This window comes from Thermomicrobiales bacterium, from assembly GCA_023954495.1.
Lineage (GTDB): Bacteria > Chloroflexota > Chloroflexia > Thermomicrobiales > CFX8 > JAMLIA01.
Genome location: JAMLIA010000075.1, coordinates 1 through 15,928, shown reverse-complemented (window position 1 = coordinate 15,928; position 15,928 = coordinate 1). Strand labels below are relative to the sequence as shown.

At 64.1% G+C, this 15,928-nt stretch carries 18 protein-coding genes; 8 read left to right on the top strand and 10 right to left on the bottom strand.

Going from position 1 to position 15,928, the window contains the following annotated elements; genetic code table 11:
• The 8 genes from M9890_12680 to M9890_12645 form a co-directional block, all read right to left on the bottom strand.
• The coding region (locus M9890_12680) for a penicillin-binding transpeptidase domain-containing protein (GenBank protein MCO5177804.1) at positions 1–1,477 on the bottom strand (1,477 nt) is incomplete at its 3' end.
• Between the two features lie 235 nt (positions 1,478–1,712).
• Positions 1,713–3,113, bottom strand: a complete 1,401-nt coding sequence (locus tag M9890_12675; GenBank protein MCO5177803.1) for an amidase — start codon at positions 3,111–3,113, stop codon at positions 1,713–1,715.
• Position 3,114: 1 nt separating this feature from the next.
• Positions 3,115–3,345, bottom strand: coding sequence for a hypothetical protein (locus tag M9890_12670; GenBank protein MCO5177802.1), 231 nt, complete (start codon positions 3,343–3,345; stop codon positions 3,115–3,117).
• Positions 3,346–3,418: 73 nt separating this feature from the next.
• Complete coding sequence (locus tag M9890_12665; GenBank protein MCO5177801.1) at positions 3,419–3,808, bottom strand: CBS domain-containing protein; 390 nt, start codon at positions 3,806–3,808, stop codon at positions 3,419–3,421.
• Positions 3,805–5,211, bottom strand: a complete 1,407-nt coding sequence (locus tag M9890_12660; GenBank protein ID MCO5177800.1) for a chloride channel protein — start codon at positions 5,209–5,211, stop codon at positions 3,805–3,807. Before M9890_12660 ends, M9890_12665 begins: the two co-directional genes overlap by 4 nt.
• Before the next feature lie 116 nt (positions 5,212–5,327).
• Positions 5,328–5,774 carry a MarR family transcriptional regulator gene (locus M9890_12655; GenBank protein MCO5177799.1) on the bottom strand — a complete coding sequence of 149 codons (447 nt, stop codon included), beginning with the start codon at positions 5,772–5,774 and terminating at the stop codon, positions 5,328–5,330.
• Between the two features lie 95 nt (positions 5,775–5,869).
• On the bottom strand, positions 5,870–6,835 hold the full coding sequence (locus M9890_12650) for an NERD domain-containing protein (protein ID MCO5177798.1): 966 nt from the start codon (positions 6,833–6,835) through the stop codon (positions 5,870–5,872).
• A gap of 16 nt (positions 6,836–6,851) precedes the next feature.
• Entirely contained in the window at positions 6,852–7,517 is a 666-nt protein-coding gene (locus M9890_12645) for a transcriptional regulator (protein ID MCO5177797.1), read from the bottom strand.
• 109 nt (positions 7,518–7,626) lie between these two features.
• Here M9890_12645 and mnmA point away from each other — a divergent pair, with 109 nt between their 5' ends.
• From mnmA to M9890_12605, 8 genes are all read left to right on the top strand, one after another.
• Positions 7,627–8,949: a tRNA 2-thiouridine(34) synthase MnmA gene (gene mnmA / locus M9890_12640; protein ID MCO5177796.1), complete on the top strand. Its 1,323-nt coding sequence runs from the start codon at positions 7,627–7,629 to the stop codon at positions 8,947–8,949.
• A 24-nt stretch (positions 8,950–8,973) separates the two neighbouring features.
• Entirely contained in the window at positions 8,974–9,237 is a 264-nt protein-coding gene (locus M9890_12635) for a hypothetical protein (GenBank protein ID MCO5177795.1), read from the top strand.
• Positions 9,238–9,386: 149 nt separating this feature from the next.
• Entirely contained in the window at positions 9,387–9,800 is a 414-nt protein-coding gene (locus M9890_12630) for a hypothetical protein (GenBank protein MCO5177794.1), read from the top strand.
• A gap of 43 nt (positions 9,801–9,843) precedes the next feature.
• On the top strand, positions 9,844–10,170 hold the full coding sequence (locus M9890_12625; protein MCO5177793.1) for a YtxH domain-containing protein: 327 nt from the start codon (positions 9,844–9,846) through the stop codon (positions 10,168–10,170).
• A 41-nt stretch (positions 10,171–10,211) separates the two neighbouring features.
• Positions 10,212–11,279, top strand: a complete 1,068-nt coding sequence (locus M9890_12620) for a beta-lactamase family protein (GenBank protein ID MCO5177792.1) — start codon at positions 10,212–10,214, stop codon at positions 11,277–11,279.
• Positions 11,245–11,553 (top strand): hypothetical protein, encoded by a 309-nt coding sequence (locus M9890_12615; GenBank protein ID MCO5177791.1) that lies wholly within the window; start codon positions 11,245–11,247, stop codon positions 11,551–11,553. The genes M9890_12620 and M9890_12615 overlap by 35 nt, the downstream gene beginning before the upstream one ends.
• A gap of 75 nt (positions 11,554–11,628) precedes the next feature.
• Complete coding sequence (locus tag M9890_12610) at positions 11,629–12,945, top strand: CapA family protein (protein ID MCO5177790.1); 1,317 nt, start codon at positions 11,629–11,631, stop codon at positions 12,943–12,945.
• A 19-nt stretch (positions 12,946–12,964) separates the two neighbouring features.
• Positions 12,965–14,275 carry a CapA family protein gene (locus M9890_12605; protein ID MCO5177789.1) on the top strand — a complete coding sequence of 437 codons (1,311 nt, stop codon included), beginning with the start codon at positions 12,965–12,967 and terminating at the stop codon, positions 14,273–14,275.
• A gap of 244 nt (positions 14,276–14,519) precedes the next feature.
• Here M9890_12605 and M9890_12600 read toward each other — a convergent pair whose 3' ends face one another.
• Complete coding sequence (locus tag M9890_12600) at positions 14,520–15,533, bottom strand: arginine deiminase family protein (protein ID MCO5177788.1); 1,014 nt, start codon at positions 15,531–15,533, stop codon at positions 14,520–14,522.
• Positions 15,534–15,597: 64 nt separating this feature from the next.
• Positions 15,598–15,928, bottom strand: a 331-nt coding sequence (locus M9890_12595) for a DUF559 domain-containing protein (protein MCO5177787.1), incomplete at its 5' end; no start/stop codon positions are given.

Sequence of the window (15,928 nt, the reverse complement as noted above, 5' to 3'; positions counted from 1 at the left end):
CCTGCATATAGGCCCATTGATCGTCGGTGATCCCGAGGACAAACCAGTTTGGATCGTAGGATGGCTTCGACGCCATCGCCAGCACCTCGCCGTTGTTCGGGTCGAGCACGACCGCCGCTCCGGCGTCGTCGCCAATCGCGTCATAGGTCGCCTGCTGGATATCAAGATCGAGCGTCAGGACGATGTCGTTGGCAGGTTCGGAATCCACTTCGCCCAGCACGCGGATCGTCGAGCCATCCTGGCGGATCAGCTTCAGCGTTCCGCCGCGCTTTCCGGCTAGCCACTGCTCGCCCCACGATTCGATGCCACTGCGGCCGATCTGATCGCCGGCCTGATAGCCCTGCTTGGAGAGCTCCGGCAACTCGTCTGCGGTGATCTCACTCATGTAGCCAACGACGTGTGCGGCCACCATGCCGGCCGGATAGACGCGGGCCGGGGCCTTCTGCACGGCGACGCCGGGAATGCCCCGCAGCGTGTCGATGACCGACTGATCGACCGCGTCCGGCAGGTCCTTGACCGGCATGAACCAGTCGGCCTGCCCATCCTCGATCCGCGGCTCGATATCGGCGACCGGCATGTCGATCGCCTGCGAGAGGCGATTCAGCATGTCATTCTGGTCGACGACCTGACCAGGAATGACACCAACTCGGGTCACCGCTCCCATGATCGCCAGCGGACGTCCCTTGCGATCGAGGATGCGCCCACGCTGCGGCACGTCACTCTCCCAACGGACGAAGCCATCGCCGAGCTGGGAGAAGATGAGGTTCGGCGTCCAGTCGACGCCGTAGCGGCTGCCGTCTCGCACGAGCGGCATGAGATTATCGTCCTTAATCTCGCCAACGCGGGATGAATCGATGGTGGCGTTGATCGGGAACATCTCGTCGCCATCAACGCCGCCGATCACCTCGGACTTGACGCTGATGATGCCCGCTTCCAGCGCAATCGCCTCGTAGCGGCCGACGAAATCATCGCGGCTGATGCGCTCCTTCGCGGCACCCGAGAGCAGGTCATACATGCGGTTGTAGTCTGCGCCGTTCCAGGCGTCGAGATAGGCCTGGGCGACTTCCTTTGCCGACGCTTCAGCCGGCAGTGGTGTCGGCGACGCCTCGGCCTCCGGTGACGCTTCTGGCGACGCGGCGACCCCGTCGCCCGCATTGGTGGCGTCCGGCGACGCGGCGGCGACGCCCTGCTCGACGGTGGGCGTCTCGTCATCCAGGCCGGTCAGGCGCTGAGCGACGATGAACGACCCGAAGATCAGCACACCGACGACTGCGGCAATCAGCAGGATCTTTGGCCAGAGCTTGTCGCGTCGACCGTAGGGAGAGAAGTGTGCGGAAGATCCTGACCAGTTCCCGGATGAGTCGCGCCCCTGGTGATACGGGCGACTCGATCCGACGCGCCGGTTCTTATCAGCCGGCACGCCACGCGATGGACGCGACGAGAATGGCGATGACCCGCGTGGATCCTTTCGAGACACAGACCGCTCTACCTTCCGACGCCGCACCAACGAGCGGGCACGACGCTCACTGTCAATCTATCAGCATGCCGTGCTGGAGCATTCTGCGAGCACGGCGCAGCTTCTGAACACCAAGGCGCGTGCCACGCATGACAGCGTGTACGTACTGTTTCATGTTGGTGACAGCCAGTCAAGGTGTATTGATGAAAGATACACGCCTGCCCACGTGAAGCCAGACAGGCAGGCGTGCGTTACGTTATTGCAGTGGGAATCGGGTGTGCCAGTGGGTGCGCTGCTGGTAGGCGCGAGCAATCGCGATGAGTGTCGCTTCGTCCCAGGCTCGTCCAACGAACGACAGCGATGTTGGCAATCCACGTTCGCCGAAGCCGTTCGGCACGGCGATGCCGGGCAGCCCGCCGACATTCGCGGCTGCGCCCAGCGGGGAGCGGTTGCTGCGGTCGAAGTAGCGATCGAACGGCTGGTCAATCGGGCTGGCCACGGTCGGGAGCGTCGGGATGACGAGCGCATCGACGCTCTCCATCACTTCGTCCATTGCTTTGCAGATCAGCCGCCGAATCCGCATCGCGCGGATGTAGACGTGCGCCGGGAGTGCCAGCGCTGCCAGGCCATTGACCCGATCCTCCGGCGCAGTCAGCCCGCGAACATCGCCACTCGTCATGAACTCCTCAAACGAGGCCGCCAGCTCACCCTGCAGAATGGCCGTGGCCGTCTCGTTGTAGGGCAGATCGGGCAGGTTGACGATGTTGACGGTGCCGATCTCCTCCAGCACGGTTAGCGAAGCCTCGAAGTTTGCCTGCACCTCTGGCTGCACACCGAGCGTGGCATCGGCCAGCACGCCGAAGCGAAAGCCCCGGCTGCGATGAGTGGACGGCCAGGCGAAGTCGCGGCGACTGGATGTCGGGTCGTCCGGGTCGTGCCCGGCTATGGCGGCGAGAACCAGCGCGCAATCCTCGGCGCTGCGGCACATCGGGCCGAGCTTGTCCAGCGTCCACGACAACGCCATTGCGCCATGCCGCGACACTCGGCCATAGGTCGGGCGCAAGCCGGAAATGCCGCAGAATGCGGCGGGGGTGACGATTGATCCCCATGTCTCGCTGCCGATGGCGAAGCCGACCGCGCCGGCAGAGACTGCGGAGCCGGAGCCGCTCGACGAGCCGCCCGACCAGCTCGGCGACGTATCCGCCGCCCACGGCGTGATGCCGGGTCCGGTCAGCGAGGCGTTCGGCTGCCGGTAGCCCATCCCGCCGGCCAGCTCGACCATCGAGAGCTTGGCCACCAGCACAGCGCCGGCATCGCGCAGACGACGCACGACGGTCGCATCCGCATTGAAAGACTGGTCACGGAGCGGCTCTGCACCCCAGGTCGTCGGGTAACCCTCGACCGCCAGCAGATCCTTCGCACCCCAGGGAATGCCGTGCAGCGGGCCGCGATCCTGTCCGGCAGCCAGCTCGGCCTCGGCAGTCGCCGCCTCACGCAGCGCGCGCTCCTCGGTGATCGTCACGACCGCGTTGTAGTTCCGCGCGACGGTATCCAGGCGCTCCAGGTACATGCGCGTCAGCTCAGTCGGCGTCGTCTCGCCGGAGCGCAGCATTGCGCCAAGCTCGCCGATGGTCCGGTTGTAAACGGAAGTTGTCATCTCAGCCCTCCGCCCGGAATGGGACGAACACGAAGTCCGGCTCATCGGCGTTCGTCAGCGGCGTCTCGCGCAGCTTGGCGGCCATCTGCTGATGGCGTCTGGCCGTGTCGCGCAGCACCTGCCGCGCGGCATCGTCCAGCTCGTACGACAGCGACGCTTCGACGGACGTTGCGATCGCCTCAGCCAGACGATCATCAACGTCCTCGTGTTCCGAATGATGCTCTACGGTCATGGCACGCTCCCGCCAACTGCCTGCAACCAGCCGATTGCGGCAGTCTAGCGCGGATTGCGCCGCTGTCGACAGGTCAGCTGGTGCGCACACCGTCTCGCGACGAGTCACGTGCCGAGTGCAGCGGGTTTGTGAAGCGCACCGGCAACACCCGTTCGCGACGGCGTTCGGCCTCCAGGTTGCGAACGCGAGCCATGAGCAGGTCGTTGAGTGAGATCATCCCGACGACGCGACCTGTCTGACGATCGACGACCGGGAAACGCGTCAGCCGCGTCTCGGCCATGCGATACACGACCAGCCGCAACGGCTCATCGGGATAAGCAACCATCGGATTCGTCACCAGGATCTCTGCCAGATCCGGGCAGGAGCCGTCTGCCGCTTGCACGCTGTTCGACGGCACCACACCAACCAGGCGGTTGTTCCCATCGACGATCGGGTACAGCCGCTGCCCGAGTCTGGCGGTCACGCGTCGTCGCAGCGGCTTCCGCAACCCGGCCTGCGCGATCGTGTCGGGCAGTACCCTGCATTCGTGCGCATGACTTCACGAACAAACAGGATCTCCAGCGGATCGATCGAGTATTCGCGGCTGACGTGATAGCCACGCCGACTGATCTTCTCGGTCAGGATCGAGCGTTTCAATGCCAGCACCGTCACCCCGTGCGCGACCGTCACAGCGATGAGGAGCGGCAGCAGCGGGTTGATATCGTGGGTCAGCTCCAGGGCGAAGACGACGCCGGTAAATGGCGACCGCATCGTGCCGCCCATGATCGCGCCCATCGCGATCAGCGCCCAATAGCCGGGGCCAATGTCCGGAAGAATGTACGCAGCCAGCCCTCCTGAGGCACCACCGATCATCAGCAACGGTGCCAGGACGCCGCCGGATGTGCCCGAACCGAGCGCGACCGCCCAGATCGTCGATTTCACCAGCAGAATGCCCAGAATCAGCGCCGACGTTGTGTTGCCTTGCAGGAGACGGTCGATTGTGCCGTAACCAACGCCGAGCGCCTCGGGGAAGATGTAGCCGCCAATACCAACGACCAGACCACCAATGGCCGGCCACCACATCCAGTGAATCGGCAGGCGGTGGAACGCATCCTCGAAGAAGTAGACGCCGGCGGTGAGGGCCAACGACACGAATCCGGCCAGCAGACCGATCGCCACGCAGCCCAGAATGCCGCCAATGCCGATGAATTCGGGATGCGGCGGTGTCGGGAAGATCGGCCCGATGCCGATAATGTAGCGCCGCATCACGGCAGCCGTGGCGCTGGCAAGTGCCACCGGGATCAGGCTGCGTGGCTTCCACTCGAACAGCAGCAGCTCAACAGCCAGCAGCACCGACGCGACCGGCGCGGCGAACGTGGCCGACATACCAGCTGCCGCGCCAGCGACCAGCAGCGTCTTGCGCTCGGCGGCGGTGAGGCGAAGCAGCTGCGCGACCAGCGAGCCGACAGCCCCGCCGGTCATGATGATCGGGCCTTCCGCGCCGAACGGGCCGCCGGAGCCGATCGAGATGGCAGACGAGACGGGCTTGAAGAAGGCGACGCGCGGCTCGACCCGCGAGCCGTTGATCAGAATCGCCTCGATTGCCTCGGGGATACCGTGGCCGCGAATCCGCTCCGAGCCGAAGCGGGCCAGCAGGCCGACGATCAGCGAGCCGATAACCGGGATCGCAATAATCAGGAGTCCGAGATTCGCGTCAGCCGGATCGGCCAGCGAGAAGTCAATCCGCCCGAAGAAGAACAGATTGGTGAAGAAACCGATGAGCTTGAGGAGAAACCAGGCGACACCGGCGCTGACGACGCCAAGACCAATCGCCACGGCAGCGATAAAAATCACGCGGACTGTAGTGGTGAAGTCGCCAAGCTCCATCGCTGGGTCGTTGTGTTGTCCTGGCTCCCATGGACGGGAATGGGCCGCATCTGGGCGGCCCGGTGATTGACTGACGCCGTCGTCAGGTGTCGTTGCTGTCAAGCGTTCCCCCTTCGCTACGCACTGCGAGAGGGGGCAACCTGCGCCGACTCCTCGACAATTGAACTCAGTGCACGGGCGAGCTCCGGACCAACCCGGTTGAGCTCCTCCAGATGCACTGCCGACAGCTGGGCCATGATCGCATGGCCCTCATCGGTCAGCTCGACGAACACCTGACGGCGGTCGGCTGGGTTCCGCGTTCGCCGTACCATCTCACGCTTGGCAAGCCGCGAGACAAGCTCGACCGTGCTGTGGTGCTGAATCTGAAGCCGGTCAGCCAGCTCGCCGATGGTGGGTGCAGTTCCATCCGGCAAACCGGTGAGCGCGAGTAGCAACTGGTGTTGCTGCGGCTCGATCCCCGCTTCACGCGCAGCACGCTCACTGAATGACAGAAACTTCCGAATTTGATAACGAAATTCTGCCAAAGCGCGATGGTCGTCGATGTCGATTAGTGATCGGCGCATGTGCCCTCTCATATACATCGCCTTACGATATAAGTGTACGAGGGATGCGCAATCAATGCCACCCCTTCGTTCATATCGATAGACCGTAGCGACGGTTACCCCAGCCGGGGCTCGTCATCGTTCAACTCTGCGGAGAGTTCCGCTACTTCGCGCTCCAGACGCGTCACCCGGTCTTCGATTGCGCGCAGATATGCGGCAAGTCCGTAGACATCGAATGACGGCATCGTCGGTTCAGGCGGTGTGGACTGGGGCAGTATCTGATCGCCCGTGTCCCCGCCCGCCCAGAGCTCGGTCAGGCGCAGCGATTCCGCAAGGTTCTCAATCTCCCGGGTCGACAGACCAACGCCAGTCCGCGGCGTCCAGCCGTCAACGTGACGAATCCAGTCGTCAACGTTGAACCACCAGCGACCGTATCGGCTGGGTGGAGCCAGCGGCAGGCGGTGCTGCGTTCCGGGAGGGCTGAGCAAAAGGAGGTCCGGCCAGACGCGAAAGTCGCCGGAGGGGCGAATGTCGTTGTTCTCGCGATAGAGCTGCTGGTTATTCCAGAGCCAGTCTGCCAGCGCATTCGCCGCGTTGACCGCTTGCCAGTACGGATTGGTATCGGTGCCGTTAGCAGGCATTTCTTCCCAGTCGCCAGTCGGGCTCTGCTTTTCCCACAGCCCATTGACGGCTCCCCGAATCGGCTTGCTCATTCGCTTGACCTCGGTGAGGATGAGCGTGGAGGGATCATCGGGGCGGATGATGAACCAGTCGATATTGCGTCCTATGTTGAATTCTGCAAACGCCCAGAAACTGTCGGGTAATCGCTTAATCGACTCCATCACTTCGGGGTCGATCATACTGAGCTCTCCAGCAAACACATGAACCATAGGGTCGTCCCTTCTGCACTTCCAGCATTGCATTGGCGTCGTGTTTTGCAGGGGATTCCACCGCCAGCGGTATTGAATAGTGCGGCTCGCTCCCAAATAGCGTCCGCCGGTGCGGACTTCTCGCCAGCCGCGCATGATACCGAATTTCATGAGGTCTATTGACACAATACATTGCTGGCGTTCCAGCGACAAGTATCGCGTGTCGATGCTATTCCGTTGCTGCGCCGGAGTGGCGCTCAGTGATGAGGTAGCTGCAGAGGTGATCACCCGAAGCAAGATGGCACGTGCGTTCAACATCGGCGTCGAGAAGCTTCTGGTAGGTCTCCATTTCGTAGTAGCAGACCTGAGGAAATGAAGCGGCAATGCGCTGAATGGCGCAGTTGTACTGATTCACGACATAGACGCCAGGACCGACCTGCTCCCACTCCGCCAGATAGCCGAGCGCGTCCATCCCCTCAGCCAGTGCGCGCACGCGTTCATCGAACGTGTCGACCGCACTCACGCGCTGCTCAAGGTACTCGAAGGTACGGTCAGCCCGGCGGCTGAACAGCAGATCCAGCTTGCCCGGACCGTCCAGCGTCGCCAGATCGATCAGCATGTCCACGGCCAGCGTGTCGTACTGCTGGGGGAAGAGTGCATCGGACTGTTCCGAAAGGCGGTAGACCGCCGCAGGTCGCCCGATTGGTCGACGCTCGACGGATGTCTCCAGCAGCCCTTCGCCTTCAAGCGCTGCCAGATGCTTGCGCACCGCCATCGAGGTGATGCCGAGCTGGTCAGCCAACTGATCGGCGGTCAGGCCGTCAGAACGCTTGAGGACATTGAGGATGTCGCTGCGGGTTTTGCCTCGTGGTGCCTGGATGGATTCGGTCGACATTGGGAAATCCAAGTGTTTGCAGCGCCTCCGCCGTCAGAGGCAGGCCCTGTGCATGAACATCATAACATAAGGAATTCTGCCACCTGACCGAACAGATTGCAGGAGTACAATGGAGAAAGAATACTCGGTACCAACGTCGAAGGGCACCATGACGCAGCGCACAATCCCACTCATTCCAACCAGCTCACCAACGGCGACGATCAGCCAGGCACCCCAGTGTGGCCGGCGTACGCTGCCGAGTGTGCTTCCGCGCCTTGAACCGGAGGCCGCGCGCGCATTGATCGAGCGCTACGATGTCGGGCCGATTGACGGTGCCGGGCAAACGATCGTTGTCGCGATGAGCGGCGGCGTCGATTCAGCTGTTGCCGCACTCGTCCTTCGCGAGCGCGGTTATCGCGTCCTCGGCGTCAACATGCGTCTCTACAACCCGCCGGACGAGCAGGGGTTCATCAACCCGTGCTGCTCGCTCGACGCGATGGAAGACGCGCGCGCCACATGCACACGCATCGACGTGCCGTTCTACGCGATGAACATGGCCAAGGAGTTCGAGGCCGGCGTCATCGACCGCTTCGTCAGCGAGTACGCTGCCGGTCGCACGCCGAATCCCTGCCTCGAATGCAATCGCGAGGTCAAGTTCCGCCATCTGATTATGAAGGCGCGCATGCTCGGCGCGACCGGGCTGGCCACCGGCCACTACGCGCGGATCGAGCGCGACGAGGCTGGGCAGTTCCACTTGCTACGGGCCATCGACGACCGCAAGGATCAGTCGTACGTCCTGCACACGCTCGACCAGGAGCAGCTGTCGTACATCAGGTTCCCGCTCGGTCGTCTGCGCAAGACAGAGGTCCGCGAGCTGGCACGCGGCTTCGGCCTGCCGGTGGCTGACAAGCCGGAGAGCCAGGACATCTGCTTCGTCGCCAAGGGCGAGCATGCAGGTTTCGTCGCGCGACGCCTCGGCGAAGAAGCCGAGCGCATGACCACTCCCGGCGAGATCGTCGATAGCGATGGCAACGTCCTCGGCACCCACCGCGGCCTGCTGCACTACACCGTCGGTCAGCGACGGGGACTCGGCATCGCGGCCCGCGAGCCGCTCTTCGTCCTGCGCCTGGATCGACCGCGCAACCTGCTGGTCGTTGGGCCACGTAGCGCGCTGACGACGAGCCAGATCGTCGCCGATGGAGTGTCGTTCACCAGCGACCGAGCGCCGGAAACGCTGTTCGACTGCACAATCGTCGTCCGCTACCGCGGTACCGCCTACCCGGCGACCGTCGAGCCGGGCGAGGCGGGCAAGGTCGTTGTTCATGCGCGCGGCATCGAGAGCGCGGTCGCGCCCGGACAGGCGATCGTCTTCTATCAGGGCGACGAGGTGCTCGGCGGCGGGACGATTCGCGCGACCGACGCTCCGGGTCTGTCCGTCGCTGCCGCCGGGTAACACGGCCGCCAGACCGGAGGTGCAATGTCCCCTTCGATCATCCTCAGCCTGACGATTGCCGTCGCGCTCGGGTCCGCATTCCACGCCATCTTCGGCCGCCGCCTCTGGCAATGGCCCGTCTATCTGCTCAGCGCGGTCGGAGGCTTCTTCCTGGGCTATGTCGGCGGCGTTGCACTCAACCTTGAGGTGGTCCCACTCGGCAGCATCCCGCTGGCAGCATCGCTCTGTGGCGCGCTTCTGTTGCTCGGGCTGGCCTGGTACTTCATGGCTCCCGGCGCAACCGGCTAACGCTTGCGTCGATCAGGCATCACTCGTGCGATACCGTTTATGAACGCGATCTTCGATCGTGCGACAATGAGTACGCAACAGGGGATTCAGGCAGCATTGTTCTGTTTATGGATCTTGAGTCGTGCGCGAGTAACAGGGGGCAATAGCGAATGTCCAAGAACAAAGGAATACTCATCGGGGTCGGCGCGCTGATCATCTTCATCGCCATCATCGTCGGCCTGTATCTCCTCGGCGGTGCGGACCAATCCGCACTGGAGCGCTTCCGCGATATCACCATCGTGATATTCGGAGTCTTCACCGTCCTGATCACCGCTCTGCTTGTCGTCGTGGCTGCGGTGCTCGTTTGGGTCGCCTTCGCGATCAAGGACAAAGTCATCCCGATGCTGGAGCAGCTGACCGAGACAGCCACAAAGGTCAAGGGCACAGCGTCATTTATGACCGAAGAGGTCGCAGCACCGATCATCTCGTTCTACGGCAGCGTCGCCAAGGCTCGCGCGATGGTCAAGACCGTGACCGGGCGCGACACCAAGGGCAAGGGCGCGTCGAAGCTGCTGAAGGATTAGCCCAGGCTGGCACGCACACCACGCATACCAAGAGGAGGAGGACATGGACGGCATACACCACGGAAGCCGAACGGTGCCGTGGGAATCGTTGCGTGAAATCGACTGGGACAACCAGTTGCGGGATACGAGCGGCGATACGTCATCGCTCTCATTCGTGAGCGGCATGCTGCTCGGCACCGCAATCGGCCTGCTCGCCGGGTTCATCCTGGCCCCGCGAACCGGCAAGCAGACAATTGATCAGCTCCGCCAGAGCAGATCAGACGTGCGTTCGCGCATCCGACAAACGCGCGACGAACACGAAGAGACGCTTGCCGAACAGGGCGAAGAAGCGGAGACTGAGATGATGCGCCGGATACACCGGCAGGAGTGAGTCGCCACGAAGAACGTGGCGAGCGTATACGAGGGGGATTGATGGCCGAGACTCTCGATTCAGTTGTCTCAGCGCAGATGCAGCGCTGGACTGTGCCCGGCGTCACTGTCGGTATCCTGAAGGACGGCAAGCGCTCCCTGCACGCGTGGGGCGTCACCAATCTGGAGACCGAGCAGCCGGTCAGGCCGGACACGTTGTTTCAGATCGGTTCCATCTCAAAAGTCTTCTGTACCACGCTGGTCATGACGTTGGTCGATGAGGGCAAGCTCGACCTCGATGCGCCCGTCATCACCTACCTCCCCGACCTCAAGCTGGAAGACCCGACTGCTCAGAACGAGGTCACGCTCCGCCAGCTGCTGTCGCACACCAGCGGTATCTACGGCGACTTCTTCGATGACTTTGGCTGGGGCGACGATGCGCTGCAGACTTCCGTCGGCGAGTTCCACACGCTCCGGCAGTGGACGCCCGTCGGCAGCTCGTGGGCGTACTGCAACGTCGGCTTCAACCTGGCAGGTGCGGTCGTCGAGAAAGTCCTCGGGCAGACATTCGAGCAGGCAATGCGCGAGCGTGTCTTCGAGCCGATGGGGCTCGATCACAGCTTCTACTTCGCCCACGAGGCGATCGTCCATTCGGCAGCCGCCGGTCACACGCTGACCGATCCGGCCGGCGACGAGCACCAGGTCGCGCACAAATACCCACTGCCGCGCTGCGTCAATCCGGCCGGCGGTGTGATCTCCAACGTCAACGACCTGCTGTCGTTCGCGCAGGCGCACATCAACCTCGGACACGTCGGTGACACGCAGGTGCTCAGCGAAGCATCAGCGCAGGCAATACTGGAGAAACAGACGCGCCGCCAACTTTGCGCGACGACTGGGGCATCCCGGTTGGGACATCCGCTGGGTCGACGGCGAGAAGCTCGTCAGCCGCGACGCGGCTCGCTCAGCGGCTTCCAGGCGCACCTCACCGTCATCCCATCGCGGCGCGGCGCTCGCCATCCTGACCAACAGCGGTCGCGGCTCGGCGCTCTACGGCGCGGTCGAGCGCTGGGCGCTCTCCAGCGACCTCGGCCTCGACATGCCGACGCCGGAGCAGATCACACTCACGGATGAGCAGCTCAACGCCATCGCCGGTGTCTACAGCCAGCCGCAGGCCGAATACACGATCACCGTCGAGGACGGCGGTCTGCGTATGGAGGCGGTCGGCATCAGCGGCATCACCCGCGAGCGCACCGTCCGACCAGCCGAGCATCTGGCACCGATCAGCGAACGTGAGTTCGTCGCCACGGATGGCGCTGGTGCCGGACGCCGCGTCGACTTCTTCGGTGGCGACGACGACCAGCCACGCTTCATCCGCAACGGTGGCCGCCTCGCCGAGCGAGTCTGACCGCGCCATCCGCCTGAATCAGCAGCCGGTTCCGCCGATCTGGTGGAACCGGTTTCGTGAAACGAGGGATGGAACGTGTGCGATCCACTGCGCATGGTGCTCACCGGAGACAGCATCATCCACCGCGGACTGGCGATGAATGAGGACGCCGATGCGCGCGACCTCGCCGCACTCATCGCCGATGCAGACGCCGCGCTGACCAATCTGGAGATCCTGCCCAACGACTTCCAGGGCTATCCCGACCACGAGAGCGGCGGCACCCACATGGGTGCCCGCGCCAGAATCTTCGACGAGCTGCTGGCGCTCGGCTTCAATCTGTTCCCGGCGGCGACCAACCACGTCATGGATTACGGGATCACCGGGCTGCTGGCGATGATGGACGTGCTGGATGCACGCGGCGCGCGCTATGCCGGCATCGGCCGCAACCTCGCCGAAGCACGCATGCCGGTCTACCTCGACACCGATCGCGGCGCGGTCGCGATGATCTCCTGCGCATCGTCATTCGGCACAGGCTGGCAGGCCGGCGAACAGCGCCCCGACATGCAGGGTCGACCGGGCCTCAATCCGGTCCGCGTGACGACAACCCACACCGTGTCAGCCGAGCAGCTCGCGACGTTGCGCGAGATCGCCGCAGCCACCGGCATCGAGCAGCGCCGACTGGATCGCATCGCCTCCGGCTTCGCGTTTCCGCCTGCCGACGAGAACACATTCCCATTTGCTGGCACACTGTTCCGGGCCGGGGACCAGCCCGGAGTAACAACCGCGGCCAGTGCGAGCGATGTCGACGCCATCGCCCAGTGGGTACGCGAGGCGCGCGGACGAGCCGACATCGTCATCGTCAGCATCCACGCCCACCAGGGCGCGGCGACGAACGAGGATCCGGCAGACTTCCTGCCGGACTTCGCGCGCCGCATGATCGACGAGGGTGCCGACGTCATCGCCGGACACGGCCCACACCTGCTGCGCGGCATCGAGATCTACAAGAACAAGCCGATCTTCTACAGCCTCGGTAACTTCATCGCGCAGGACGAGCTGATCGAGAAGTTCCCATCCGATGCGTACACGCGCTTCCGCGTCGATCAGAGCGGCACACCGCACGACATCGCCATCGCTCGTTCCGGCGCAGACGGACGCGGCGGTTTCGGCGGCGACGCGCGCTACTGGCAGACGATCCTGCCGCGCCTGCAATGGCAGGGCAGCGACCTGCAGAGCATCGACCTGCTGCCCGTCACAATGCAGTACACCGAGCCGTTCCACCGGCGCGGACGACCGCGGTTGGCGCGCGGCGACGAGGCACGTGAGATCCTCGATCGCGTCACGCGCCTGTCAGCGCCATTCGGCACACAGATCGAGCAGCACGACGAGACGGCCATCGTCGCGCTTGGGGTATGAGACAAGAGGGGATGAGGACGTGTCTGGTACGACAACACTGGTTCTGACCGGCGACAGCATGATTACCCGCGGAATTGCGATGAACGAGAACGACGACGCCCGCGCGCTGGTCGAGCATCTCGGCAGCGGTGACGCCGCGCTCACTAACCTCGAGGTGTTGCCCAACGACTTCAAGGGCTACCCGGCCCAGGAGTGCGGCGGGACGCACATGTCGGCCTCGTCGTCGGTCATCGACACGTTGACCGCGCTGGGTTTCAACCTGTTTCCGGCGGCCACCAACCACTCGCTCGACTACAGCATCGAGGGTCTGCTGGCCCTGATCGACGTGCTGAACGAGAAGGGCGTCGTCTGGGCCGGCCTGGGCAGGAACATGGCCGAGGCCAGGATGCCCGCCTATCTCGACACCGACCACGGATCGTTCTCGCTAATCTCGGTCTGCTCCAGCTTCGCCAAGGGTCAGCAGGCCAGCGAGCAGCGCCCCGACATGCCCGGGCGACCCGGCCTGAACCCGCTGCGCGTCTCGACAACCTACGACATCACCGCCGAGCAGCTGACAGCGCTGAAGGAGATCGCCGAAGCCATCGGCATCGAGCAGCGCCGCCGCGAGCGCATCGCGCTCGGCTTCGGTCACCCGCCCGCCGACGAGAGCATCTTCCCCTTCTTCGACATGAGCTTCCGCGCCTCCGAGACGCCCGGCGTGCAGGTCGCGCCGAACACCGGCGACATCGACGCGATCGCCCAGTGGGTGCGTGAGGCACGCGGGCGCTCCGACATCGTCGTCGTCAGCATGCACTCCCACGAGCAGGGCGAGACGAAGGAGGACCCTGCCGCATTCATCCCGGTCTTCGCGCGCCGCATGATCGACGAGGGAGCAGACGTTATCGTCGGCCACGGGCCGCACCTGCTGCGTGGCATCGAGATCTATCAGGGCAAGCCAATCTTCTACAGTCTCGGCAACTTCATCGCCCAGAACGACCTCGTCCACAAGTTCCCGTCCGACGCCTACGAGCGCTTCCGCGTCGACCCGACGATGACGCCGGGCGAGATCGCACGCTCCCGCAGCGACGACGGCAAGCGCGGCTTCCCGGCCGACGTACGCTATTGGGAGACCGTCTCCCCGCGCCTCACCTGGCAGGACGGCAAGCTCGTCAGCATCGAGCTCGCGCCCGTCACCCTGCGCCAGACCGACCCCGTCTACCGCCGCGGCCGCCCCCGCCTCGCCCGCGGCGAAGAAGCCCGCTCCATCCTCACCCGTCTCGCCGACCTGTCAGCGCCGTTTGGAACGACGATCGATATTGATGGCGAGATGGGCAAGGTGCAACTGGGGTAGGAACGGCCCTCACCCCCCAGCCGCTGCCCGGGTGCCCCTTGGGCGATGGCTCCCGCCCAAAGCTGGGAGAGGGGGTGTCCTGTTGCTGACGGAATGGCTTCCGGTCCTCGCTCCTCTCCCCTCGAAGAGGAGAAGGTGTCCGTCGATGCCCAACACCCTCAACACGGCACCCAAACACGCCCTGCCCAGGACCCGCCCTCTCCTCCGAGGAGAGGGCGGGTGCCCTCCGGGCGGTGGGGTGAGGTCAGCGCTCCCGCACCAATGGCAGCGTGCTGCAATGAATACCGCCGCCGTTCTTGCGGATTTCGCTGTAGTCAATCTCGATCGATTCGACACCGGCGGCTTGCAGGCGCTCGCGGGTGCGTGGGCAGCCTTCGGAGATGATGACGCGACCCGGACTGACCGCCAGACAGTTGACGGCGTGGCCCTCGCTGGGCCAAATGTGGATCGTCTGGATGCCGAGCGTCTTCAGCTCGTCGAGGAACCAGTATGGCAGCCGCGCCATGTTGATCAGCGCCTTGTCGTGATCGACCATGACGATTGCGCCGTCGATATGCAGCGCGTGGCCGGTCAGCGGCACGCGGATCAGGCGCGTGTCACTCACCCGCAGGACGTCCTCCATCTGCCGCGCGCCCTCTTCGTTCTGGCGGAACGACAGCCCGATCGCCGCGACCTTCGGCGTCAGGAAGCAGAATGAGCCGCCCTCGACCAGGCCGGTGCCGTGGATCGTACGCAGGATCGGCATACCAAGCCCGGCGATGACCTGCGTGATATACGACTCCTCGCCACGCCGACCGTACCCGCGCTCAACACCGACCGGCCCCATCCGACAGATGACCGCGCCGCCATCAACGGCGATCGCCTGATCGCGTGTGAAGACCGCCTTGACGTCGCCGAGCGAGCCTCCGACATCGACGATCTCAACACCCTCGGCCTCCAGCGCCGCCCGCAGCGCGTCGTGCTGCCGCTGCATCAGCGCGATGTCCGGCCCACGCTCGTCACGCCAGTACCACTGCTCGCGGTCGTCAATCAGCGCCTCGATCGTGTCGTCGTACTTGTCCGGGTCGATCGTCGCCATCTCGTCGCCAGGCCGATGCAGCGCCACCAGCTTCAGCTGCCCGACATCGTTCCCGACGCCCCACTGTCGCCCCCACACCCGCTCCTGCATGGCAGCGTCCTCAAACGCCGGCTCCGGTCGCGGCGGAATGCGCTCCAGCACAACGTGGTAATACGCCTCACTGTTTCGGATTTCTGACATGACGTGCTCCTTTCTGGGACCTCACCCCCTGCCCCTCCCCTCGGAGGAGAGGGGTGTTCGCGGGTTATGGATTTCGGGCGGCATTGACGATTGTGGTGAGAACGTCGGGCAAATGGTTCAGGACCTGGTCGTTTGTAAAGCGGATGATGCAGAGGCCATGCAGCTCGATCGCTTCTTCGCGCACCCGGTCGTATTCGTATTGTTTGTCGTGAATTGGCCCATCCACCTCAATAACCAACCTCGTTTCATTGCAATAGAAATCAGCGATATAGCCGCCGATGACTTGCTGCCGACGGAACTTGAGCCCATCAAGCCTCCGCCCACGAATTGCAGCCCACAAGCACGCCTCCGCCGGAGTCATCCGCCGCTGAAACTCCCGCGTCCGCTCCCGCAAA